Genomic DNA, 23069 nt, shown 5'->3' on the forward strand with positions numbered 1-23069 from the left:
GTTCCCCCCGTCGACACGACGACCCGACCGCGGAATTCACCGACGCGGTCCTTGCCGCCCGCCCTGTCCCGTCCGCCGGCGTCGGCTGACCGCCGCGGCCACCATGGGCCGGGCGGCGGCGGGAGGCCGCTCGGGCCATCCGAGCACGTCGCACGCGAGGCGGCCCGCCTGCTCTACCGCGGCACGGCGGGGACCGGCCGCTCGACCACCGCTCGGGCCCGCCGCCGGGCCGACGTCCACCAGTGGGGTCGGGCCGCGGCCTTCTCCCGTACGGGCATGGGCTCCGGCACCGTACGGACCGCCGCCGGCGGCGCCGCGGCCAGGGCAGCCGACGCGCACCAGGACGCCGCCTGCGCGGCCGGCGGGCGCTGCTCCGGGTCCTTGGCCAGCATCGCCAGCAGGCAGCGCTCGACGCCGGGCGGAGTTCCCGGGCGCAGGGCGCTCGGCGGGACCGGCGGGGTCTCGACATGCCGGCGCAGCGCCGCCACCGCACTGTGCTCGTCGAAAGGCGGCCGCCCGGTGAGGAGTTCGTAGAGGACGCAGCCGAGCGCGTAGACGTCGCTCGCGGGCCCGGCCGCCTGCCCGCGGGCGCGTTCCGGGGCGAGGTAGAGGCTGGTGCCGAGGACCTGGCCGGTCAGGGTCAGGGGGACCGCGGACTCGTCCAGCAGCCGCGCTATGCCGAAGTCGGCGATCTTGACGGTGCCGTCCTCCGCCAGGAGGAGGTTGGACGGCTTGATGTCCCGGTGGACGACACCGTGCAGGTGGGCGGCGGCCAGCCCGCCGGCCACCTGCGCTCCGATGCCGAGCACCCGGGCGGGGTCCATCGGGCCGTGGGCGGCGAGTTCCTCCCCCAGGTCGGGGCCGTCCACCAGTTCCATGATCAGGTAGGCCGCGTCGCCGTCGACCTCGTAGTCGTAGATGGTGACGGCATGCGGGTCCTCCACCCGGGCGGCCGCCCGGGCCTCGACGCGGAAGCGCTCGCGGGCCACCTCGTCGGACGCCGCGAACGGCAGGATCTTCACCGCGAGGCTGCGGTGCAGGAGCTCGTCATGGGCCCGGTAGACCTGCCCCATCCCGCCGCGCCCCAGCGGGGCTTCCAACCGGTACCGTTCCGCGAGCAACACAGAGGTCCCTCCTCCGCCGCCTCAGATGCCGGCGCAAGTGGGGCCGGCGCTGCACGTATGCCCATCCCGTGCCGCCGGCCGAGCGCCCGTCCCATGGCGGGTACCCCGAAGGCGGGCACGTATGGGCTGTACTTCTGGAGCGCCCGTTCGGGCGCTCGCCCCGGGCGCCGGAGCTTGCCGGGTCACCCGTCCGGGCTCTCCGCCGCCTCCGTCCGGCGACGGACCCCGCGTCCCGCCGCCGGGCGGCTCCTTCGTCGCGGAACAAGTCGCCCGGTGCGGTCCGTTATTAGGCTGTGTGAAGCGATTTGTCACCGATCCTGGAGTCCTCATGGCGAAGAAGTCCTCCGTGCCCCCCTTCAACCGCGAAAGCGCCGCCGAGAAAGTACGTGAGGCGGAGGACGGCTGGAATTCCCGCGATCCCGCGAGGGTGTCCCTCGTCTACACGCCGGACAGCCGCTGGCGCAACAGGCACGAATTCATCAACGGCCGCGCGGAGATCGTCGACTTCCTCACCCGCAAGTGGGCCACGGAGCTGGACTACCGCCTCATCAAGGAACTCTGGGCTTTCGACGGCAACCGCATCGCGGTGCGGTTCGCGTACGAGTGGCACGACGCGCAGGGCAACTGGTTCCGGAGCTACGGCAACGAGAACTGGGAATTCGACGCCGAGGGGCAGATGCGGCGGCGCATCGCCTCGATCAACGATCTCCCCATCGAGGAGGCCGAGCGCAAATACCACTGGCCCCTCGGAACGCGCCCCGCGGGGCACCCAGGCCTGTCCGACCTCGGCCTGTGACGGGATTCCCTCGCGTCAGCCCACCACGAAGGGAAAGCCGTCGGTGCGCTGCCCCTGGGTGACTGACGGCTTGAGCCCGGACTGCACCGCCATGTTGGTGACGAGGGACATCATCACCTCCGGTGCGTTGTCAGCCATGGTGCGCCCGTTGCGGGCGGCGAAGCCGAAGGTGGCGGGAGTGCCGACGACGTAGGACAGCACGTCGGGGAAGAGCTGCCGGGCCACGATCCGGCCGTACCCTTCGGGATCGGCGGACGTCCCGGTGGCCGCCACGACGGCGGCGACCTGGCCGGCGACGGTCTGGCCCGCGGCGGCCAGGTCCTCGGAGGGGTGCCGGGTGTTGGCGGGATTGGAGAAGTCGGTGTCGCCCGGCCAGAAGATCGGCCACATCATCGGGTGACCACCGCGGTTGATCTGCCGCCACCCACCCGCGTCGGTGGCCAGCTTGGTCGTGCACCACACACCCGTGCGGGCGCCGGGACGCAGCTGCGGGTGCTCGTGCGGGATCTCCAGCACGATGGTTTCCACGGAGGTGCCGGCGAAGGTGTTCTCCGCCTTCCGCGGCTGCCACTGCGAGAGATCCACCGCGGTGCCCTTCGCCACCGCCCCGTTGACGATGGCGAGCAGGGACAGGTCGACGTAGAAGGAGTCCGCGACCCGCCCGGCCCACAGACGCATGCCTCCCGCACCGGCCGTCTCACCCGTGCGCCCTCGCAGCACCAGCTCGCCGTCGGCGGAGTCGTCCCGCGCGGAGTCGCCGGTCAGGGAGTGCAGACGCAGGTCCTGCCGTCCGTCCGCGGCCGGTCCGCTGAAGGACACCCGGTAGGTCAGGGCCTCGAAGTCCGCGCCGTCGAAGTGCACCTTGAACTCGTAGCGCGCCTCCGGGTGGAAGCCCGGCTCGGCGTAGACGCCGGTGATGTTCGAGTTGACGTCCATGATGAGGACCGTGCTGCCCTCGCCGGGAAAGACATACAGGTCGTCGATGTACAGCTGGCCGTTGCGCGCCGCCAGGGGAGTGTCGAGGTGATGCGACACGAGTGATCCTTTCTGTCCTGTCTCGGGTCCACGAGGGACGGCTCCGCGCGATGCGCTGCGCGGCTTCCGGGTCGGACGGCATGCCGCCCGACCGGGGCCGTTCCGTCGCGGGCCTGTCTGCGCTCAGTGAGAGCATCTCCGATTTGCCAGCGTTTCGCCCCTTGGGCTTCGCGTGCTCAGACGGCCTTCGGCACGGTGCCGGCGCCCTTGTGGCCGCCGTTCGCCGGCCGCGACGGATGCGGCTCCACCGCGCCAGGGCGCCGGGCCGCCGATAAAGTGGGGACCACGTGTTTCGCCTCGGCGCGGACGCCCTGAGCGGCGCCCGGCGCTCCGATGGGGAGAGGTGGCGGCGGCCATGGCCGGACAGTTCAGCTACCGGCGGATCTATGAGGACCCCTCGTCGCAGGGCGGCAAGCGCGTCCTCGTGGACCGGGTGTGGCCACGGGGGATGAGCAAGGAACGGGCCCACCTGGACGAGTGGCTCCGCGACGTCGCACCGTCGACGGACCTGCGCCGCTGGTATCACCACGACCCCGAGCTCTTCCCGGACTTCCGCGACCGCTACATCGCCGAGCTGAAAGCCGCCGATCGCCGGCCGGCCGTGGAGCACCTGCGTGACCTCGCCGCCGAGGACAAGGTCACCCTGCTCACCGCCACGAAAGACGTGGACCGCAGTGAGGCCGCCGTCCTCGCCGAGTGGCTGGACACCGCCGGGACCGCGAGCCGCTGAGCCCGGCAAGGGGCCCCCGCCGGGTGGCCGGCGCGGACATCGCGAGCTCCGGGAGAGGAGTGGCGGGATGAAGGCGGTAGGAGTTTTCGAGTACGGCGGCCCCGAGGCGCTGCAGGCTCCAGCCGTCGCGGCGTGGCACTGAGCATCCGCTGGGCGATGGGGCCGCACAGGCGGCGCAGCTCGTTGAAGCCGCGCGCGTGGTGTCGGTGAGCTGGCGGATCACGACACGGACCACTTGTCGCCGACGCGTTCGAGCAGGCTGCGGATGAGGTCACGGCCCTGCTCGCACAGAGCGGCGTCCGTGGTGCCCGGTTCCGTGAGCGGCTGCGTCATGCCTACTACGTATACGGGAGTAACCGGGTACGACACGGACAAGGCGCCCACCCGCCGGGCGGCCCAGGGGTTCCCCTGGCGATACCTGCGCTCGGCAAAGTGCCTTTTGCCGCTTTACTCCGGCGGCACCGGAGCCCGTGTCTGAACACGATGTATGGTTGCTCGCGTACGAAGCCTTGGCGGAAGCGGCGCGAGGGACGTCGGCGGCCAAGAAGACCCCTTTGAAGGCAGGACACAGCTATGACGCTGACAACCACGTCGTTCGGCACGCGCGCCACCGCCGCGGAGGTGCTCGACGGAGTCGACCTGAGCGGACGCCGGATGATCGTCACCGGAGGCGCCTCCGGCCTCGGCACCGAGACGGTGCGCGCACTCGCCGGTGCGGGAGCGCAGGTGACCGTCGCCACCCGGAATCCCGCTGCCGCGGATCCGCTCGTCGAGGAATTCCCGGGCACGAGGGCCGTCGCACTCGACCTCGCCGACCTGGCTTCGGTCCGTGCCTTCTGCGACGCCTGGAGCGGCCCGGTCGACGGGCTCATCGCCAATGCCGGCGTGATGATGCTCCCGACCCGTCAGGTCAACGCGCAGGGCTGGGAGATGCAGCTCGCCACCAACTACCTCGGCCACTTCGCCCTGGCCGTGGGCCTGCGCACCGCGCTTCAGGCGGCCGAGAAGCCGCGCGTGGTCGTGGTCAGCTCCGGCGCCCAGCTGCGGGTGGGGTTCGACTTCGACGACCCGCAGTTCGAGCGACGCGCCTACGACCCGTTCGTCGCCTACGCTCAGTCGAAGACCGCCGGGGTGCTGCTCACCGTCGGGATAAGCCGCCGGTGGGCCGAGCACGGCATCACCGCCAACGCCTGCACGCCGGGCTGGATCCACACCAACCTGGCACGCCACGTCGCCCCGGCGACCATGCAGGCCCTCGGCGTCATGGACGCGGACGGCGAGCTCGTCACCCCCGACTACTACAAGACCCCCGCCCAGGGTGCCGCCACCACGGTGCTGCTCGCCGCGTCGCCGCTGCTCGACGGCGTGACCGGCCGCTATTTCGACGACAACCAGGAATCGGAGGTCGTCGACGGGGGCCCCGACGCGACCGCGGGCGTCGCGAAGTGGTCGGTCGACCCCGCCACCGCGGACCGGCTGTGGGAGTACGCCCTCCCCGTGGTGGCCTGACCTGGCGAAGCCGGTGCACAATCGCCGGGCGGGCGGATGTCCGGCGGAGGTCGGGCGGAGATCCGGTCCGTGCACACAGACGAGCTGGAAGGTGCCTGATGAGACCCGTCACCCGACGCCAGGCCGACCATCATGCCGCGCGTTCGGCGGCGACCCGGGCGCAGGTACTGGCCGCCCTTGAGCGGCTGCTCGATTCCGGCGAGGCCTTCTCCGAGATCAGCGTCGCGCAGATCCTGCAGGAGGCCGACGTGTCACGGGCCACGTTCTACGCGCACTTCCAGAGCAAGTCGGACGTCCTGGTGCGGCTCACCGGCGATCTGCGGGAGTCACTGCTGGCGCTGGCACAGCAGTGGGACCCGGCCGCCGAGCAGGACGGGGCCGACCGCTTCGCCCGGCTCTTCGGAGAGATGATCACCTTCCACCGGGCCCACCAAGGCGTGCTCACCGCGGTCCGGGAGGCGGCGTCCTACGACTCCGCGGTGAGCGATTTCTACACCGCCGACCTCGAAGGCTTCGACGAGTCGGTGCTGCGGACCCTGCTCTCGGAGCAGGCCGCCGGCTCGACCGCGGCCGACCTCGACCCGGTGTCCGCGAGCCGGATCATCGTCTGGGGAGGCGCCCAGGCGATGGCCCACCACATCCGTGTCGACGACGGCAGCGGTGACGCCGCTTTCGCCCAGGAGCTCGCCCGGATCTGGTGGTACGGCGCCTACCGTCGCCCCACCGGGGCCTGACACAGCATTTCCTCGGCCGTGGCTGTTGAAGCCGGCAGACGTGCCGTACCGGTGGTCCTCCCGCAGCCGCCGACCGGAGAGCGGCGCAATCGGGTGAGGCCGGACGACACGGAAAGCCGTTTCGGTTGACGGGGCAATCGGGTTCATAGGCTGCCCTTCTGCAATTCCGAGCACAGGAGCCGGCCCATGGCAGGACTCGCCTACTCCGTCTATGTCGCACCGTCCAAGCCGGCGGTCTCGGACGACCTTCCGCCCGGTGAGGACCAGAGGATGTGGTCTCCCACCGCGTCCACGCTCATCTACGGTGAGCGGGACGCGGTGTTGGTGGACCCTCTGATGACCATCGACGAGTCCCGCCTGCTCGCCGACTGGGTCGTCGAACAGCGCAGGAACGTGACAGCCGTCTTCGTCACCCACGCGCACGGGGACCATTTCTTCGGTGCGCCGTCGATCCTCGAACGCTTTCCGCAGGCCAAACTCGTGGCGGCGAAAGGCGTGGCCGAATTCATGGGCGCCCAGTGGGGCCCCAAGTGGTTCGACGCCTTCTGGGGACCGCGTTTCCCCGGCCAGATCTCCGACCGGCACGTCGTCGCCGAGCCGCTCGAGGACGGAACCATCGACCTCGAAGGCGAGCAGCTTCGGGCCATCGAACTCGGCCACACCGACACCGACGGCACCAGCGCACTGCACGTCCCGTCACTCGGCCTGGTGGTGGCAGGCGACGCCGTCTACGGCCAGGTCCACATGTACCTCGCCGAGTCCAAGGGCGCCGGACGCGACAGCTGGCTCAAGGCGTTGGACACGATCGCCGCACTCGACCCGACGTCCGTGGTGTCGGGCCACAAGCGGGACGGAGACCCGGACAGCCCGGAGGACGTCGAGCTGACCCGCCGCTACATCCTGGACTTCGCGTCCGCGGCCGAGAAGGCGAAGGATTTCAACGAGCTGTACGACACGATGCTCAGCCTCTACCCCGACCGCGTGAACCGCGGCGTGCTGTGGAACTCGGCGAAGGGCGCGCTGGCCTGACCCCACCGGCCGCCGGCCGTCCGGTTCAGAGCAGCGAGCCGAGCTGGTGGTCGTCGAGCCGGTGCAGCGTGGCGGCTATGGCGGGGAAGTCCGGGACCGTCCACGTGTCGTACGTCGACAGCACCAGCACGACGCCGTCCCGGCGTTCGGCACAGCCGCTGAAGGAGCCACCGTCCGCCGGCTCGGTGAGCGTCCACGCGTCCTTCCCGGCCGGGCTGCAGAGCGCGTTCCACCGCGGCGAAGCAGACCTTCGTCCGCATATGGTGGAAGCATGCCGCCGCCAGGGGAGCCGCCGATCAGCGATTCCGTTCCCGGGCGCGTCCCCGTCGAGGATCTCGTCCCCATGACACTGCTGCCCGCCCGCACCTGGAGCCACGAGGAGTGGACGCGCATAGGAACGGGTTTCCTGGGGCGGACCACTGACGACAAGTGGGACGTCCTCGTCGACGGGCTGGTCGCCATCGTGCGTCGGGCGGGGCACGTCTTCTACCGGGCGGCGTTCGAGCCCGTCGACGGCGGCCGCTGGAGGATCGGCTCGGCTTGGGCCGCCGCCGCCGACGACCGGCGCGACCGCGGCCCCGGCGCCGCGTACGCGATCGACCAGTACAACGGTGTGATGCTGGAGTGGCTGATCACCGGCATCGTGCTCCGCGAGGCCGACGAGGGGCTGTACCGCCGCCTGGAGACCGTCATCGATCAGGGCCACCGGCTGGTCCTGCACACCACGCTCGGTCTGCGCAGCACCCTCTGACGAGGCGCCGCCGTGCCTCTTCCCTACGGCGTCCACCGGTGCTCAAGTCCGGTGCCGCACAGGGTCGTCGGTCGTTGTCCCCCTGTATCCGTCAGCCTGGTCATGGGCGTCGAGCAGCAGCCTTCGCCGGAGAAATGGCCGCGCCTGTAGCGCTGTGCACGGGGGAAGAGGAAGTCGTCGACGGTCGCGCAGCATCTGGCCGCGCGTCCGCGACCTCCTTGCGCGCACGGCGCCGGCCGACGAAAACCGTGGTCAGGCGCAGGCTACGAGGTTGGCATTCGCCGGGTGGCGGCGGTTATCCTGCACCGCTGCCGTCGGGCGCAGCTTCATTCCTGGGGGGGAATCATCTAGTGCGACGCTTTCATGCTTTTTCGGGTGCGCTCGTAGTGCTGGCGGGTTGTGCGGGGTGCGGGGGCTGGTCGGACGACGCCCTGCCGCCCGAGGCAACAGCCCCGCCGGTGTCGGCCGCCTACCAGGACGCTGTCCGCTCTGCGGTTGCCGCGAGCAGGAAGACCAGCGAGCGGATCACCGAGACCATCGTGATCACCGGCAACGGTTCCACCTACACCCTCAGCGTCACCGGCAGCTTCGACATGGCCGCGGACAAGGGCGCCATCACCGTGCGCCTGCCCGGTGGGGGCATCGACCACATGGACGAGGTGTTCGACGGCCCCTCCGTCTACCTGCGGGGCTTGTCGAACGTGCGCCAGAAGTGGGTCAAGACCGCGCGCGGCGAGGCGCTGGCCCACTACCTGCTGCGCGCGCCGCTCAACGACCCGGAGTTCGTACTCCAGCAGATCGCCGCGATGAGCCAGGTGTCGAAGGGAGCCCCGGCCACGATCGAGGGCGCCGCCACCACGCACTACTCCGGCATGCTCGGCCAGGCCCCGCTGACACTGCGCATCGCGCCGACCATACGGGAGGACGTGACCGCGATGAGCGGCGACCTCGGGGGGACGGACGCGGACGTCTGGATCGATCCGTCCGGCCGCGTGGTCCGCACCCGTACGTTCATCAACCTGGAGAACACGAGCGTGACCGTCACGATGACCCTGTCCGACATAGGACGCCCGGTGACGGTGGCCGTGCCCACAGCCGAGGTAGCCGCTCCCGCCACATCGATCAGCGGCATCCTCCCGGGATGAAAGGCACGTGGGCGAAGCTCGTTCCGCTCCACGCGCCCAACGGTGGCCGCGCCGTTGCTCCAGCCGGTTGAAGCGGGTCACGGCGCCGTGCCCGTACGCGGCGCGGGGTCAGGTCTTCCGGTCGGATGTCCCCTCGGCGGCGGGCTGCCGCACGTTGGGCGGACCCGTGGTGACGTCGACGAGCGCGACCACGAGGGCGAGCGCGGCCAGACCGGCCGAGGTGATCAGGCCGGCCTCGAGCCCGGCGGCCCAGTCGGGGCGGGCACCGCCGACCTTGGAGAAGAAGACGGAGCCGACAGCGGCGATGCCCGCCGCAGAACCGATCCGCTGGGCCGTCTGGAGGACGCCGCCGGCGCTGCCGGCCCGCTCCACCGGGACCTCGCTGAGCGTCAGCGTCTGGTTCGGCGAGATCACCAGGCCGCTGCCGACACCGGCGAACAGCAGCGGCAGCGCGGTGACCAGGCCCACGGACCGGCCGCTGTCCTGGTGGACGGCCACCACCGTGCCGACCAGTCCGATGACCACCATGCCCAGTCCCACCGCGACCAGCGGGCGGCCGATCCGCGTCACGACGCGCCCGCCGATCGCGGCCGCGGCGCCCGAGCCCAGGGCGAAGGGCGTGATGGCCGCGCCTGCCTCCAGCGCGGAGTACCTCATCCCGTTCTGGAGGAAGAGCGTCATGACGAAGAAGATCGAGGTGAAGCCGGCGAAGTACAGGAGGGAGAGCAGGGTGCCGAGGCCGTACGAGCGCCGGCGGAACAGCGCCAGGTTCACCAGCGGCTCGTGCCGGCGGCCGTAGCGCCGCTCCCAGGCCGCGAAGCCGCCAAGGACGGCCAGGGCCAGGGGAATCAGGGCCCACTTCTGCGGACCCGGCCACTCCTGTTGCTGGACGAACGGCAGGAGCAGCACCACGGTCCCGAGGCCCAGCAGCACCACGCCGACCGGATCGAGATCGCTGCGGGCGCGTTCGGCGTCGTCCCGCTGCGGCGGGCCCGGGAGCAGCCGGTGGGCCGGCGGCAGCAGCACGAGGCCGATCGGCAGATTCACGTAGAAGACCCAGCGCCAGCCCTCGTGTGCCCCGAACAGCTGGATCAGCAGCCCGCCGAGCAGCGGCCCCACGGCGGTGGACACCCCGATCGTGGCGCCGAGCAGTCCGAACGCCCGCCCGCGTTCCGCGCCGCGGAACATCTGCTGGATGAACCCGGAGACCTGCGGTACGAGGATGCCGCCTGCCACCCCCTGGACGAGCCGCGCGGCCACCAGCCACGCCTCGTTCTGTGCCGCGCCGGCCAGCGAGCTGGCCACGGTGAACACCACGAGTCCCACCATGAACACGCTCCGCCGCCCGCGGACGTCGCCGAGCCGTCCGGCCGGCACCAGCGCCAGACCGAACGTGAGGGCGTAGCCGGAGAGCACCCACTGCAGGCCGCTCTGTGACGCACCGATGCCGGTGCGGATCGACGGCAGTGCCACATTGACGATGCTCACGTCCAGCAGCGTCATGAAACTCGCGGTGAGGCAGACCGCCAGGGCACGCCATCGCGCGGACGCGTCCTGCACGGCCGAGTCACGCTGCGGAGACGTACGAGCCAGGCGCACGGATGCATGTCCTTTCCCCGGGCGAAGGACGGTCCATCACGATTGCACGGCCACGCCCCCTCCGCCCGCAGGCACGCGTCCGACCAGGGCTCGGGTGCCCGGTCGGGCGGCGATCACGCGTCGCGAGGGTGCGGGCGCCGCCTCGTGCGGCGCCACTGTCGCCGTCCGGTCGCCTGCCGAGGGACGTCGGGTCCGGCGGTTCCGTTCTCCTGGGCTTCGCGGGAGTTCCAGCGCGGATGCGCACGGCGCGTCGTCCAGCGCACGGAAGCAGACGATGTCCTGCGGCCTGCTCGGCTCGCCGACCGGCAGCACAGGGCCGAGCACCAACGCCCCATCCCCGGCGAGTCCTTATGTCGGCATGGATGCGTAAATGCGACCAGGAACTCGACCGACCGGCGGCCGACCAGAATGTGGGGTACTCCGTCGTTGTCGGTTCCGTGCCCCTGGAACCCGTGTTGCAATGGGACGAGCAGCTCATCACCCATGAGGACGTGATGTCCGGCCAGGTCGCCAAGCCGAACGGGTCGGGCTCGCCGTCGACTACCCAGTCCTGACCGCTTACGGACGGGCGTACACGCGCACCGTTCCACCGGGGGAGATGACGACACGTGGCCGGATCGCACGACCCGACGGTTTCCACGGCATCCACCGTTCTGCCGCGTGTACCACGGATCTTACCCAAGACGCTGATCACCGCGCTGGTCGGGGGAGCCAGCTACCTGGTCGCCGGCGTCACCGACCAGCCCGAGGCCAGGAAGCTGACCGCCTCGATCCTCCTCGGCGGCGCGGCACTGGTCATCCAGTACATGGCGGACTTCGAAAGCCGGCTCGGTTCCGTCGAGCGGACGCTCGCGTCGCACAACCTCGAGATGAAGGAACTGGTCGCCGACACCTTCGCGCGCATCAACGAGGCCACCGAACTCTTCGACCTGGTTGACCGATCGGCGCTGCCGCCCGACGGAGTGGGCCGACTGGTCCGCAACGCCACCCACGTCGGTTCGGACGCACCGGCGATCATGCGGGCATTCGCCCGCGAGAAGATCAGCAGACTCACCGACCTGATGGAGAACCTCAACCAGAGACTTGTCGACTACGAGGGCGAGGACCACGACTGGATCCTTGCCCTCACAGGGTGCGCCGCCACGACCATCGATGCCGTCAGCACCTCGAACGACCGAGACTTCTGGCCCAGCGAATCCGGCCAGCGCTACCTGCGGGCGCAGCGGGACGCGATCAACCACCAGGGGGTACGTATCCGGCGGCTGTTCATCATCGATGAACCGGAGGACAACACTCCCGAACTCGGCCAGCTCTGTGATGACCAGCAGAGCCTCGGTATCGAAGTTCGGGTGCTGGCGCTGTCCGAACTGTCACCCATCGCCCGGATGGACGAGACGAACGACTTCATCGTCTTCGACGAGTCCGTCTCCTACGAGTCCGTCTCCTACGAGGTAGGTTCCGACCTTCGCGGACCCAATACCAGGACGGTCATGGACCTGCGCTCCGACCGTGTCGCCAAACGGGTGCAGCGATTCAGGACGCTCTGGGAGGCCGGCCAGTAGCGTCCGCTCCACCGACTCGCCTGGACGCAGCCGACACGTCAAATCTACTGCCGGGTCGGCACACCATCGAGGAAACGCCGCGGCGAACACCGCGAGCACTCGCGTTGGCTGATGGCTCACCACGAGCAGGCAGCGCAAGCCGGCGGGAAGGGAGTTGACGTCGACCTGCGGCGCCGAGTAAAGGCTGCGGACCGGTCTTGCGTCACCGGCCGCCAGCGGCACGGGACCCCCGACGCACGCGGGGCCGCTGGGGCAGTTGGACCTGGCGTGCGCCGGAGTGCGCCCCCAGCGCTTCGCCAACTGCCCCGAACACAAGGGCGGATAGGCGCCTGATCCCTATCATTGGGGAATGAATCTCTGGCCCGCCGAGACGCCGACGCCAGAAGACGCTCATGGCCACGGCGCGCGTCACGCGGACATCGACGGGAACACCTTCGACCCCGAAGCGCACGTGGGCTACAACTACTCGTCCCTGCGCCAGGACGACGCGACGATCGTCGGCACCGTGCGGGACCACTTCATCCAGCACTTCCACGGAAACCGCAGTGCTCAGTCGGCTGGAATCGACGTGGGTACCGGCGCCGGCCTCTACCCGGCGCCGGTCCTGCACCACCGCTGGGCCCGGCAACACCTCTTGCCGGCAGCGGAGTTGGTCTGCGGCGGCAGTCGCGGCATCCCGGCCGGCGGCGTCGCCCGTGGCCTGGACGGTGAACGGCTGCGCGGAGCGCTGCGCTTGCCGCGGGTGGCGGTGCCCGATCCCGAGTCGCCGCCGTGGGCGCTGCTGCCGACGGGGCAGGCGGCCTGGACGCGCGACCGCATCGCGAACTTCGCGCGGGTGCGGCCGTGGGCCGACGCGGCAAGGGCGGCGGCGGTCGCGGCCGGATCGGGTGAGCGCGCAGATTCTGCCTCGGACAAGCGCGCGGGCGGTTCGGGCGGAGGGCGGCCGAGGATCAGCACCTGCTTACTCATTGACGACTACTTCGGTCGACTGGGGGCTCCGGCGGAACTGGTGCCGCAGCTGATTGCCGAGGCTGCGAGGGCCGGGTTCACCATCGACTACCCGGCCCGTGAATCCGGCCGCGTGGTGGCGGAGGGGAACGACCACGCCGAAGGGCTGATGCGGCGGCTAGTCGACGCACCGCCGCCGTACGCGGCCGGCGCGGGCCCCCGGCCGCCGGCCCGCGAGACGGGCCGGCTCAGCAACGGCGAGTACCCGGCCGCCGTCGAGGTCAGGGAGGCGATGACTCCCGTGCGTCGGCGGCAGCCGCCCACCGAGACCGAGGCACATCGACATTCGGTGTTCCTGGACGTCGAGCTTTGGGACGACGGGTTCGGGGACGGCGGCCGGGGCGGCGGCGGCGACCGTGGTGCAGGCACACACCATGAACGCCCCTGCGGCGAAGGGGACTCCCGGGCCTGGCCCTGCTCCTTCCTCGCCGCCGCCCGGCAGTTGACCCGGCTCGGGCTGCTGCGCGACCACGGACGTGGCCGCCGTGTACGACGCCTCCGCGCCCGACGAGGACCGAAACGCGAGCTGGGACACAGACCGAGACGTGGCTGGGGGCACGGAACCAGGAGTGGGCCAAGCCGTGGCACCGGCGCTGCTCCGCGGCGAGGTGCACACCCGGCTGCTGCCCTCTTCCCGTCCGCCTGTAGCCGCCGCCGGACTGCTCGCGCTGCGACCGGACGAGAGGGTTCGACTGTCGGAACGCCCCATCCGCTACGCGGCCTCGCCGGACGTCCTGACCGGCGTCGACGTCCGGCCGCCCGCCGACGAAACTTCGTACGTACGGGCTGTCGGCACGTTGGCGGCCCGTGCCGTCCTCACCGGAGGACGGGTGCTCCAGACCTCTGCCCGCTTCGGTTGCCCGGCGGCCGGCCCTGGCCGCCGCCAACCGTGGGACCACTACCCGACGCGGCCCGGCATCGTCGAACCGCTCAGTCCGCTGTGGCCGGTGCTGGAACGCAGCCCCGGTTTCAGTCGGCAGTGGCAGATCCTCGTCCAGCGGCTCAGGGACCAGTCGGCGCTCGACGCCATCCGGGACGGGACGCGCCGAGCCCACCGGCCCGAACATAGGCACGCCCATCGAACCGCCCCTGGGCACGCCCACGCAAGAACCCGTCGACGAGCCCACCGTCACGCACATCGAGGGAGCCATGAGTCGCACACGTCCGATACCCGCGGTCCTGCTGAAAGTCCTGGTCACGGTCAGCCTCGGCGTCGTGTCCTATGTGCTCACCAATCTCGCCGACCAGCCCGAGATATGGCAGATCACCATCTCTGTCCTGATCGGCGGAGCCAGCCTGATCGTGCAGTATCTCGCCGACTTCGAACGGCAGCTGACCGACCACACGCAGGAAGTGAAAACTCTCGTCGGGGACGGACTGACCGGTTTCAACGACGCCACGAGGTTGTTCGCCAAGTTGGAGGAGTCGCCGATCGGTTCCGCGGAGGTCAGGCAACTTGTCGCCACAGTAGGCGAGTTCGGCTCCGGTCAGCCGGACCTCGTCTACAAGTTCGGCCAGGCGGAGATCGCCAGGCTCACTGCCTTCCTGGTCGGCCTGAAGGCGAATCACGCCGACTACCCGGGCGAGGACCGCGACTGGCTGCTCAACCTGACGCGCTGCGCCGCCATCTCCGTCGACGCCGTGAGCACATCGGTGGACCGCGACTTCTGGGACACCGATCTCGGCCGGCACTACGAGTCCGCACAGGAGGCCGCGGTCCGGCGCGGAGTGCCTGTCCGGCGGCTGTTCATCGTCAAGACGCCAGTGGAGATCGACGCCGCGCTCACTGAGGTGCGGGACCGGCAGAAGTCCATCGGCATCGACGTACGCGTCCTGGTGCTGACGGCCGCCGAGCGGCGCGACTCGCTGAAGAATTTCATCGTCTTCGACGGCGCGATCGGCTACGAGTCCTCGATGGAGGACGGCGACCAGCCGCGGATCTACGAGACCAGCCTGGCGGTCGGCGACCGCGCGGGGGAGCGGGTGCGGAGGTTCGAGGTGCTCTGGGCGAAGGGGGAGTAGTGCCGGGTAAGCCGCGGGTGGACGACCACGCGGTCACGCTCTGGGCCGCCGCGCTCGGCGGGGGCGGGACGGTCGCCGGCTCCCTGGTCGGGCATGACGCGTACGCCAGCTTCCCGGCCAGGTCGAGATCGTGCGCGTCGTGCTCACGTACGCCCACCTGGCCGCCGAGCGGACGCTGGATCGCGCGACCTTCCGTTCCGCCGCCCGCGCCGGTCTCCACCCCCGCCCTGACCGGGAGATGCATAAAGAATTAATATAAAACTGCTATACTCCAGTCATGAGTCGCCGAGACGCCGCGCACGGCGCTTCCGATGCCATCGGGTCAGCCCTCTACGGTCTGGCCACCAGGGCCGTGAGACGCCTTCCCCGCGACATGAGCCTGACGTCCGCCGCCACCTTGGCCACCCTGGACAAGACCGGCCCGCGACGGATCACCGATCTGGCGGTGGCCGAGGGCGTCACCCAGCCCGCGATGACCGTCCTGGTCCGGGTGATGGAGGAATCCGGGCTGGTCGAGCGGAAGGGCGATCCGTCCGACAAACGGGTCACACTGGTGTGCCTGACCGAGTCCGGCGCGTCGTACGTCCAGGCGCGACGCCAGGCGGGCGTCGCCGCGTACGCGCGGTTGATCGACGAACTCACCGGTGACGAGGCCGAGGCCTTGGCGGCAGCCCTCCCGGCGCTGCTGCATCTGGCGGAGCTCGAAAGCCACGCCCGAGAGACGTCGGACCGGTGACCGCGGCCGAGGCCCACGACCAGCCCGCGAGCACTGCCTTGACACGTTACGAGGCACGCCTGCTGGTCCCCGCCCTGATGTTCATCGCCCTGGTCGTGGCGGCGGTCGCCAGCCTCGGGACACCGCTCATCACCAGCGTGGCGACCACCTTCCACGTCTCCCTCGACAGCGCCCAGTGGACGCTGACCATCGCCCTGCTCAGCGGCGCCGTCGCCACACCCGTCCTCGGCAGGCTCGGAGCCGGTCCGCACCGGCGGGCCACGATTCTCGCCACGCTGGCGATCGTCGTCGTCGGCAGCGCGCTCACCGTGCTGCCGCTGCCGTTCGCCTGGCTGCTCGTGGGCAGAGCTGCCCAAGGCGTCGGACTCGGCCTCACGCCGCTGATGATGGGCGTGGCCCGCGACCATCTTCCCGAGGAGCGCAGCGCGGCCACGATCGCCCTGATCTCCGTGGTCTCCATCATCGGAGCCGGCGTCGGCTACCCGCTGGCCGCGCTGCTCGCCGAGTTCGGCGGACTGCGGGCCGCCTACGGCCTCGGCCTGCTCGTCACCGCCATCGCCTTCGTGACCGCGTGGCGCTCCATGCCGGCATCTCCCGAAGGCCGCTCCGCTCACGTGAACGTGGCCGGTGCGCTCGTCCTGGCGGGCGGACTGCTCCTCGTCCTGTTCCTGGCCGGCGAGAGGGGCCTGTGGAGCCGACACCTCGCTGTGGCGGTGACCCTTGCCGTCGCCGCCGTACTCCTGCTCTGCGTCTGGACCGTTTCCGAACTGCGAACCAAGACGCCCCTGGTCGACGTCCGGGCGGTACGGCACCCGGCGGTCGCCGGGGCGAACATCGCCATGTTCGTCGGCGGGAGCGGTATGTACCTCCTGCTCACGCTCATCACCCGCTACGCGCAGACGCCGCACAGCGCCGGCTACGGCTTCGGACTGACCACCTTCGTGGCGGGGCTGGTCCTCATTCCTTTCTCCGCGCTGGGGTTCCTCGCAGGCAAGCTCACGCCGCGGATCCGGATGCGGATCGACGGCCCCCTGCTCCTGGCCGGCAGCGCCGCCATCGTCGGCGGCGGGTTCGTCCTGTTCGCCACCGCCCGGTCCAACCTGGCCGAACTGCTCGCGGCCATGGGCGTGCTGGGGTTCGGCGTCGGCAGCTTCTCGGCCGCCATGCCCGGCGTCATCCTGGCCGTCACCCCCAAGAGCGAGACGTCGAGCGCCATGAGCTTCAACTACGTCGTCCGCAGCGTCGGGTACTCCCTGGGCAGCGCCATCGGCGGTCTGGTCCTGGCCGCCGGCACCGCCACGGGCCGCCTCTTCCCGAACGACGACGCCTACACGACGGCGGCGCTGGTCGGCGTCGCCGCGATGGCGGTCACGACGATGGCCGCCCTCGCCCTCGCCCGCCGACGCTCACCCGAGACCAATCCGATCACCGCCCCAGTCGGTGTGCCGGGCCCGGGTCGGTCGAGTCGAACGGGAAGCTGAGGATCGAAACCGTCCGACTTCGACGCCGTCTCCGTCGGCTCGCTGACCCACAGCGCGCCGGCCATCGATCTGAGCATGCTTCCGAGCAACAAGTCCGAACACAGGAGGTACCGTGGCCAAGGGCTATTGGGTCAGCGCCTACCGCACCATCGTGGACCCCGAGAAGCTGGCTGCCTACAACAAGCTGGCAGGTCCAGCTGTCGAGGCCGCCGGCGGGCGGCTGCTCGCCCGCGGCAGCCGGGTCGTCGCACACGACGCCGGAATCGCCGAGCGCACCGTCCTGATCGAGTTCGACAGCTTCGACCAAGCGGTCGCCGCACACGCGAGTGCGGCCTACCAGGAGGCGCTGGCCGCACTCGCTGACGGCGTCGAGCGCGACTTCCGCATCATCGAAGGCCTCGACTGACGATCGAGGCTGCGTCGGCGACGAACACGGTGCCGACCCCGGGGATCACCCCGGCTCGTCTTCGCGCCGCACCGCCGCGAACAGCGCCAGGCCAGTGGCATTGATGTCCAGTCCGGCGACGGTCCCCGGCGGCGCGGCGGCGCGGCGGCACGGCGGCAGGGACGTCGGCCTCGTGTCGCCGGGGGTGCGTGCGACGAGGTTCCAGCGGCCGACGTGGGTCAGGGGGCGGCGTAGCGGTTCGGGGTCGCGATCTGGGCGGTCCCAACAGTGGGCGGAGTTAACGGACGGCGTCGGTGACGGTGTCGCTGCGGTCTCGCGTCTGCTGGGGGCGGTCACCACGCACACGCCACAGGCCGGCGCCGTAGGCGGGTCTGTCCAGCGACTGGTGTAACTGGGTTTGTGTGGGTTAGCGGCGGCCGATGTATTCCGGTGGTCTTCGCAGGCACAAGGCTTAAGAACCGAACGAAAGCTCCGCACTTGTAGGAGCGCTATAGCTCCGTACGGCGTGTCGGAACCGGGCAGGTGGGCGCCGGCCTCGGCAGTCGGTGTGGCGCCCAAGGGGCGGGCCGAGTGCGCCGCCGCTGTCAGCCGTGGGGCGGCAGCTGCCCGAGCTGGTGGTCGGCGACGCTCAGAGCCTCGTCGACCAAGCGGCGGATGTGGCCGTGACGGAGGGCGTAGACGACGTGCCGGCCGTCCTTGCGGGTGGCCACCAGACCGGCCAAGCGAAGGCGGGCCAGATGCTGGCTCACCGAGGTCCTGGTCGCACCGCCCGCGGCCTCCGTCAGCGTTGTCACGTCCGCTTCGCCCTCACCGAGGCGGCCGAGCAGCAGCAGCCGGGTGCGGTCGGCCAGCAGCCCGAGCACCTCAACTGCGACACCGAGGCGGTCGCTTTCATCGAGCTGTTGCGCATCATGCGCACCTGAAAACTGCATGCGTGCATCCATATGCACATGATGGTTGAATGGGCGGTGGGAGTCCAGTCCTACCCGCACTGCAGCTGAAAGGGGACGCCGTGAGCGATGACCCGCACAGCCACGACCACCCTCATGGCCACGCCCACGCGAACGGTCGTGGTGACGGCGCCGGAAGCCGGTCTACGCACAGCCACGGCGCCCACCCGCACGGAGGGCATGCCCGCGAGGACCACGGGCATGACCACGGCCACGGCGCGGGCCGGTGGTCCCGCCTGCGCCACCAGGTCTCGCACTTCGTGACGCCGCACAGCCACGAGGCGATGGACAAGGTCGACTCCGCCTTGGAGACCTCCCGCGAGGGCCTGCGCACTCTGTGGCTCTCGCTCGGCATCCTCGGGCTGACCACCGTCGTCCAGGCCGTCGTCGTCGCCGTCTCCGGCTCCGTGGCACTGCTGGGCGACACCATCCACAACGCCGCCGACGCCCTGACGGCCGTCCCGCTCGGCGTCGCCTTCCTGCTCGGCCGCAAGGCCGCGACCCGCCGCTACACCTACGGCTACGGCCGGGCGGAGGACCTGGCCGGCATCGCCATCGTGCTGACCATCGCGGCCTCCTCCGCCCTGGCCGCCTATGAAGCGGTCGACAGGCTCCTGCATCCCCGCGACGTCACCCATTTGTGGGCTGTGGCCATCGCCGCCGTCGTCGGATTCATCGGCAACGAATGGGTCGCCCGGTACCGCATCCGCACCGGACGGAGGATCGGTTCGGCCGCGCTGGTCGCCGACGGCCTGCACGCCCGCACCGACGGCTTCACCTCCCTGGCGGTGCTCTTCGGCGCGGGCGGGGTCGCGATCGGCTGGCGCTGGGCCGACCCCGTGATCGGCCTGTTCATCACCGCGGCGATCGTGATGGTCCTCAAGGACGCCGCACGCGAGGTCTACCGGCGGCTCATGGACTCCGTCGACCCCGAACTCGTCGAGTCCGCGGAGAAGGCGCTGCGCCACGTGGAAGGCGTACGGGACGTCGGGCAGGTCCGCATGCGCTGGATCGGCCACGCGCTGCGGGCCGAGACCGACATCGCCGTCGACCCGCGGCTGACCGTGGAGGCGGCCCACGCCATCGCCGCCGAGGCTGAGCACGCGCTGATCCACGCCATCCCGCGGCTGACCGCTGCGACCGTGCACACCGACCCGTCCGCTGTCGGCGGCGCGCACGCCGTCCTCGCTCACCACGACGGCCGGTGACCGGCCGGGCGGCTCCGGCCTGAGTACGGCGCACAGGGTGTCGGGCCCGGCTCAGGGCAGGGAGGGCTCCGCGTCCCAGGTCGCGGTTCCGGCTCCGGCCGGGGTGTCGACATCGCCGAGGCGGAGGTGCTCGATGTGGTGGACGGCCTGATCGAGCAGAGCGGCGACGTGGTCGTCGTGGAGTGCGTAGACGACGGAGCGGCCCTGGCGGGTGCCGGTGACCAGGCCGAGGTTGCGCAGCAGGCGCAGCTGGTGGGAGCAAGCGGACTGCTCCTGGCCGACGGCGGCGGCCAGTTCGGTGGCGGCGCAGGGGCCTTCGCGCAGCCGGGCCAGGATCAGCAGCCGCGAGGGTGTCGACAGCGCCTGGAGCGTGGTGGCGACCTGGGCGGCGTTCGCCGTCGTCAGGCGGGTGCGCGGCGGCTCGCCGCTGTCGGGGGTGCTCGCTCCGTGGCCCATGGCACCATCCTACGAAATGAACGCATGAACGACTCTTCAAGTGATCCTGTTACGGTGGATCGGTTGCCCCCTCCGCTGTGAAGGAACCGCTGCCGCCATGTCTTATCCCGCCACTCGGCTTCTCCCGCAGGCGTCGAGCCGTACGCCTGCCGCGGCCCCGCGCCGCCGTACCCGGGTCCTCGCGCTGGCCGAGGCCCGCTGGGCCGCCGCGGCGCTGGTGCTGTTCCTGGTCGCGCTGCCGCTGCAGCTGACCGGCGCCCCGGCGTGGGCCTGGGGGCCGCTGTACGCGCTCGCGTACGCCACCGGGGGATGGGAGCCGGGCTGGGCAGGACTCCAGGCGCTGAAGGACAGGACCTTGGACGTGGACCTGCTGATGATCGTCGCCGCGCTCGGCGCCGCGGCGATCGGGCAGGTCATGGACGGCGCCCTGCTGATCGTCATCTTCGCCACCTCCGGCGCGCTGGAGGCGCTGGCCACCGCCCGCACCCAGGACGCCGTACGCGGCCTGCTGGACCTCGCGCCCGCCACCGCCACCCGCCTGGCGGACGACGGTACCGAGCAGGCCGTCGAGACCGCCCGGCTCGCGGTCGGCGACACCCTCCTGGTCCGCCCCGGGGAGCGCGTCGGCGCCGACGGCCGCGTCCTGGACGGTGCGAGCGAGGTTGACCAGGCCACCATCACCGGTGAGCCCCTGCCCGTGGCCAAGCAGCCCGGCGACGAGGTCTTCGCCGGCACCCTCAACGGCACCGGGGCGCTGCGGATCAAGGTGGAACGGGACCCGTCGGACTCGGTCATCGCCCGGATCGTGGCCATGGTCGAGGAAGCCTCGCAGACCAAGGCGCCCACGCAGCTGTTCATCGAGAAGGTCGAGCAGCGCTACAGCCTCGGCATGATCGCCGCCACCCTCGCGGTCTTCCTCGTCCCGCTCGCGTTCGGCGCGGGCGTGACCGGGGCGCTACTGCGCGCGATGACGTTCATGATCGTCGCATCGCCGTGCGCGGTGGTCCTCGCGACCATGCCGCCGCTGCTGTCCGCGATCGCCAACGCCGGACGGCACGGAGTGCTGATCAAGTCCGCCGTGGTCATGGAGCGGCTCGGGCAGGTCGACGCCGTCGCGTTGGACAAGACCGGCACCCTCACCGAGGGCACCCCTCGCCTGGCCGCGATCCGCCCGCTGGCCGGGAGCGGCCTGGACGAGGACGAACTGCTGGCGCTTGCCGCGGCTGCCGAGCACTCCAGCGAGCACCCGCTGGCCCGCGCCGTCGTGGCCGCCGCCCGCGAGCGCGGTCTCGCCGTGCCGGCGGCACGCGACTTCGCCTCCACCCCCGGCGTGGGCGTGACCGCCACCGTCGACGGCCGCACCGTCGTGGTCGGTACTCCGGCCCGGCTTCCGGCAGCGTCCGACGCTGACGGCGCCCGCGCTGCGGCCGTCGCAGGTGAATTGGAGGGCGGCGGGCACACCGCTGTCCTCGTCCGGCGCGACGGCCGCTTCCTCGGCGTGCTCGGGCTCGCCGACCGTCTGCGGCCCGACGCCGCCGACACCGTCACCGCGCTCGGCCGGCTCGCCGATGCCCCTCCGATGCTGCTGACCGGCGACAACCCGCGGGCGGCCGCCCGGCTCGCCGCCGAGGTCGGCATCACGGACGTACGCGCCGGGCTGCTCCCGCAGGACAAGGTCACAGCGGTACGGGAGCTGGAACTGGCCGGCCGCAAGGTGCTCGTCGTCGGCGACGGTGTCAACGACGCCCCCGCCCTGGCTGCCGCCCACACCGGCATCGCCATGGGCCGCACCGGCTCCGATCTGGCACTGGAGACCGCCGACGCCGTCGTCGTCCGCGACGAGCTCGCCACCGTTCCCACCGCCATCGCCCTCTCCCGGCGGGCTCGCGGCCTCGTCGTCCAGAACCTCGTGATCGCGGGCCTGTTCATCTCCGGACTCGTCATCTGGGACCTCGCCGGGCACCTGCCGCTGCCGCTGGGTGTCGCAGGCCATGAGGGCTCCACCGTCATCGTCGGCCTCAACGGGCTGCGCCTGCTCGCCGACGGCGCCTGGCGCCGCGCCCACGCCGGCATCAGCCGCTGAGCCGGGTCAGCGCGGGACGATGCCGTTCTCATAGGCGTAGATGACCGCCTGGATGCGGTCGCGCAGCCCCAGCTTCGCCAGCACGCGCTTGACGTGGGTGCGGATGGTCGATTCCTCGATGGTCAGCGCCGCGGCGATCTCGCGGTTGGACAACCCCTGCGCGAGGAGGTGGAGCACTTCGCGCTCGCGCGGGGTGAGGTCGACCAGCGGCGCTGTCGAAGACAGGTCCTGGGCGGGTTGGGCGGCGAGGCGTTCGATGACGCGGCGGGTCACGGACGGCGAGAGCAGGCAGTCGCCGTCGGCGACGGTGTGGACGGCGGCGATGAGTTCCTCGGGGCGGGCGCGTTTGAGCAGGAAGCCGGACGCGCCGGCACGCAGCGCTCCGAAGACGTAGTCGTCCTGCTCGAAGGTGGTGAGCATCAGCACCTTCGTCTCCGGGGCGGTGCCGACGAGTTCGCGGGTCGCCGTGATGCCGTCGGTGTCGGGCATGCGGACGTCCATGAGGATGACATCCGGGTCCAGGCGGCGTGCCTCGGTGACGGCTTCGCGCCCTGTGGCGGCCTGACCGACGACGGTGATGGTGCCGTCCACGGTGAGCAGTTCGATCAGGCCTGCGCGCATCAGGTGGTCGTCGTCGGCGACGAGGACACGGGTCACCACGGGCGGCCGGTGTACGGGAGGAGGGCGGACAGAACGTACACGCGG

Annotated in this window: 20 protein-coding genes and 2 pseudogenes; 16 read left to right on the forward strand and 6 right to left on the reverse strand. The window is 71.1% G+C overall.

Annotation, left to right across the window (positions count from 1 at the left end):
- Nucleotides 1-173: 173 nt before the first annotated feature.
- Nucleotides 174-1121 (reverse strand): serine/threonine protein kinase, encoded by a 948-nt coding sequence (locus tag OG900_37360; GenBank protein WUH95272.1) that lies wholly within the window; start codon nt 1119-1121, stop codon nt 174-176.
- 331 nt (nt 1122-1452) lie between these two features.
- Here OG900_37360 and OG900_37365 point away from each other — a divergent pair, with 331 nt between their 5' ends.
- Nucleotides 1453-1920: a nuclear transport factor 2 family protein gene (locus tag OG900_37365; protein WUH95273.1), complete on the forward strand. Its 468-nt coding sequence runs from the start codon at nt 1453-1455 to the stop codon at nt 1918-1920.
- 15 nt (nt 1921-1935) lie between these two features.
- Here OG900_37365 and OG900_37370 read toward each other — a convergent pair whose 3' ends face one another.
- Nucleotides 1936-2955 (reverse strand): DUF4331 domain-containing protein, encoded by a 1020-nt coding sequence (locus OG900_37370; GenBank protein WUH95274.1) that lies wholly within the window; start codon nt 2953-2955, stop codon nt 1936-1938.
- A gap of 355 nt (nt 2956-3310) precedes the next feature.
- Here OG900_37370 and OG900_37375 point away from each other — a divergent pair, with 355 nt between their 5' ends.
- The 6 genes from OG900_37375 (at nt 3311) to OG900_37400 (ending at nt 8853) form a co-directional block, all read left to right on the forward strand.
- Complete coding sequence (locus OG900_37375) at nt 3311-3685, forward strand: DUF488 family protein (GenBank protein WUH95275.1); 375 nt, start codon at nt 3311-3313, stop codon at nt 3683-3685.
- A gap of 573 nt (nt 3686-4258) precedes the next feature.
- Entirely contained in the window at nt 4259-5194 is a 936-nt protein-coding gene (locus OG900_37380; GenBank protein WUH95276.1) for an SDR family NAD(P)-dependent oxidoreductase, read from the forward strand.
- A gap of 98 nt (nt 5195-5292) precedes the next feature.
- Entirely contained in the window at nt 5293-5928 is a 636-nt protein-coding gene (locus OG900_37385; GenBank protein ID WUH95277.1) for a TetR family transcriptional regulator, read from the forward strand.
- A gap of 186 nt (nt 5929-6114) precedes the next feature.
- On the forward strand, nt 6115-6957 hold the full coding sequence (locus OG900_37390) for an MBL fold metallo-hydrolase (GenBank protein WUH95278.1): 843 nt from the start codon (nt 6115-6117) through the stop codon (nt 6955-6957).
- A 343-nt stretch (nt 6958-7300) separates the two neighbouring features.
- Nucleotides 7301-7708: a hypothetical protein gene (locus OG900_37395; protein ID WUH95279.1), complete on the forward strand. Its 408-nt coding sequence runs from the start codon at nt 7301-7303 to the stop codon at nt 7706-7708.
- 458 nt (nt 7709-8166) lie between these two features.
- Nucleotides 8167-8853 (forward strand): hypothetical protein, encoded by a 687-nt coding sequence (locus OG900_37400; protein WUH95280.1) that lies wholly within the window; start codon nt 8167-8169, stop codon nt 8851-8853.
- Nucleotides 8854-8961: 108 nt separating this feature from the next.
- Here the strand turns inward: OG900_37400 and OG900_37405 are convergent, their stop codons facing one another.
- Nucleotides 8962-10452 (reverse strand): MFS transporter, encoded by a 1491-nt coding sequence (locus OG900_37405; GenBank protein WUH95281.1) that lies wholly within the window; start codon nt 10450-10452, stop codon nt 8962-8964.
- A gap of 353 nt (nt 10453-10805) precedes the next feature.
- Here OG900_37405 and OG900_37410 point away from each other — a divergent pair.
- From OG900_37410 to OG900_37440, 7 genes and pseudogenes are all read left to right on the forward strand, one after another.
- Nucleotides 10806-10964: pseudogene (locus tag OG900_37410) on the forward strand (ParA family protein).
- Nucleotides 10965-11060: 96 nt separating this feature from the next.
- Nucleotides 11061-12014 carry a hypothetical protein gene (locus tag OG900_37415; protein ID WUH95282.1) on the forward strand — a complete coding sequence of 318 codons (954 nt, stop codon included), beginning with the start codon at nt 11061-11063 and terminating at the stop codon, nt 12012-12014.
- Between the two features lie 1553 nt (nt 12015-13567).
- Nucleotides 13568-13954: pseudogene (locus OG900_37420) on the forward strand (hypothetical protein).
- Nucleotides 13955-14171: 217 nt separating this feature from the next.
- Complete coding sequence (locus OG900_37425) at nt 14172-15044, forward strand: hypothetical protein (GenBank protein WUH95283.1); 873 nt, start codon at nt 14172-14174, stop codon at nt 15042-15044.
- Between the two features lie 277 nt (nt 15045-15321).
- A complete protein-coding gene (locus OG900_37430; protein WUH95284.1) occupies nt 15322-15780 on the forward strand; it encodes a MarR family transcriptional regulator in 459 nt (152 codons plus the stop codon).
- 38 nt (nt 15781-15818) lie between these two features.
- On the forward strand, nt 15819-17261 hold the full coding sequence (locus tag OG900_37435; protein ID WUH95285.1) for an MFS transporter: 1443 nt from the start codon (nt 15819-15821) through the stop codon (nt 17259-17261).
- 112 nt (nt 17262-17373) lie between these two features.
- Nucleotides 17374-17667 carry a DUF1330 domain-containing protein gene (locus tag OG900_37440; GenBank protein ID WUH95286.1) on the forward strand — a complete coding sequence of 98 codons (294 nt, stop codon included), beginning with the start codon at nt 17374-17376 and terminating at the stop codon, nt 17665-17667.
- Between the two features lie 584 nt (nt 17668-18251).
- On the opposite strand, the gene OG900_37445 is transcribed toward OG900_37440, so the two are convergent.
- Entirely contained in the window at nt 18252-18611 is a 360-nt protein-coding gene (locus OG900_37445; protein WUH95287.1) for a helix-turn-helix domain-containing protein, read from the reverse strand.
- 68 nt (nt 18612-18679) lie between these two features.
- Between OG900_37445 and OG900_37450 the strand changes: the two genes are divergently transcribed.
- Nucleotides 18680-19825 (forward strand): cation diffusion facilitator family transporter, encoded by a 1146-nt coding sequence (locus tag OG900_37450; protein ID WUH95288.1) that lies wholly within the window; start codon nt 18680-18682, stop codon nt 19823-19825.
- 51 nt (nt 19826-19876) lie between these two features.
- On the opposite strand, the gene OG900_37455 is transcribed toward OG900_37450, so the two are convergent.
- Nucleotides 19877-20281, reverse strand: a complete 405-nt coding sequence (locus OG900_37455; protein WUH95289.1) for a metalloregulator ArsR/SmtB family transcription factor — start codon at nt 20279-20281, stop codon at nt 19877-19879.
- Between the two features lie 97 nt (nt 20282-20378).
- On the opposite strand from OG900_37455, the gene OG900_37460 reads away from it, so the two are divergent.
- Complete coding sequence (locus tag OG900_37460; protein WUH95290.1) at nt 20379-22364, forward strand: heavy metal translocating P-type ATPase; 1986 nt, start codon at nt 20379-20381, stop codon at nt 22362-22364.
- A gap of 6 nt (nt 22365-22370) precedes the next feature.
- On the opposite strand, the gene OG900_37465 is transcribed toward OG900_37460, so the two are convergent.
- Nucleotides 22371-23024 (reverse strand): response regulator transcription factor, encoded by a 654-nt coding sequence (locus OG900_37465; GenBank protein WUH95291.1) that lies wholly within the window; start codon nt 23022-23024, stop codon nt 22371-22373.
- Nucleotides 23025-23069 lie beyond the last annotated feature (45 nt).

It is taken from the genome of Streptomyces sp. NBC_00433 (assembly GCA_036015235.1).
GTDB lineage: Bacteria > Actinomycetota > Actinomycetes > Streptomycetales > Streptomycetaceae > Actinacidiphila.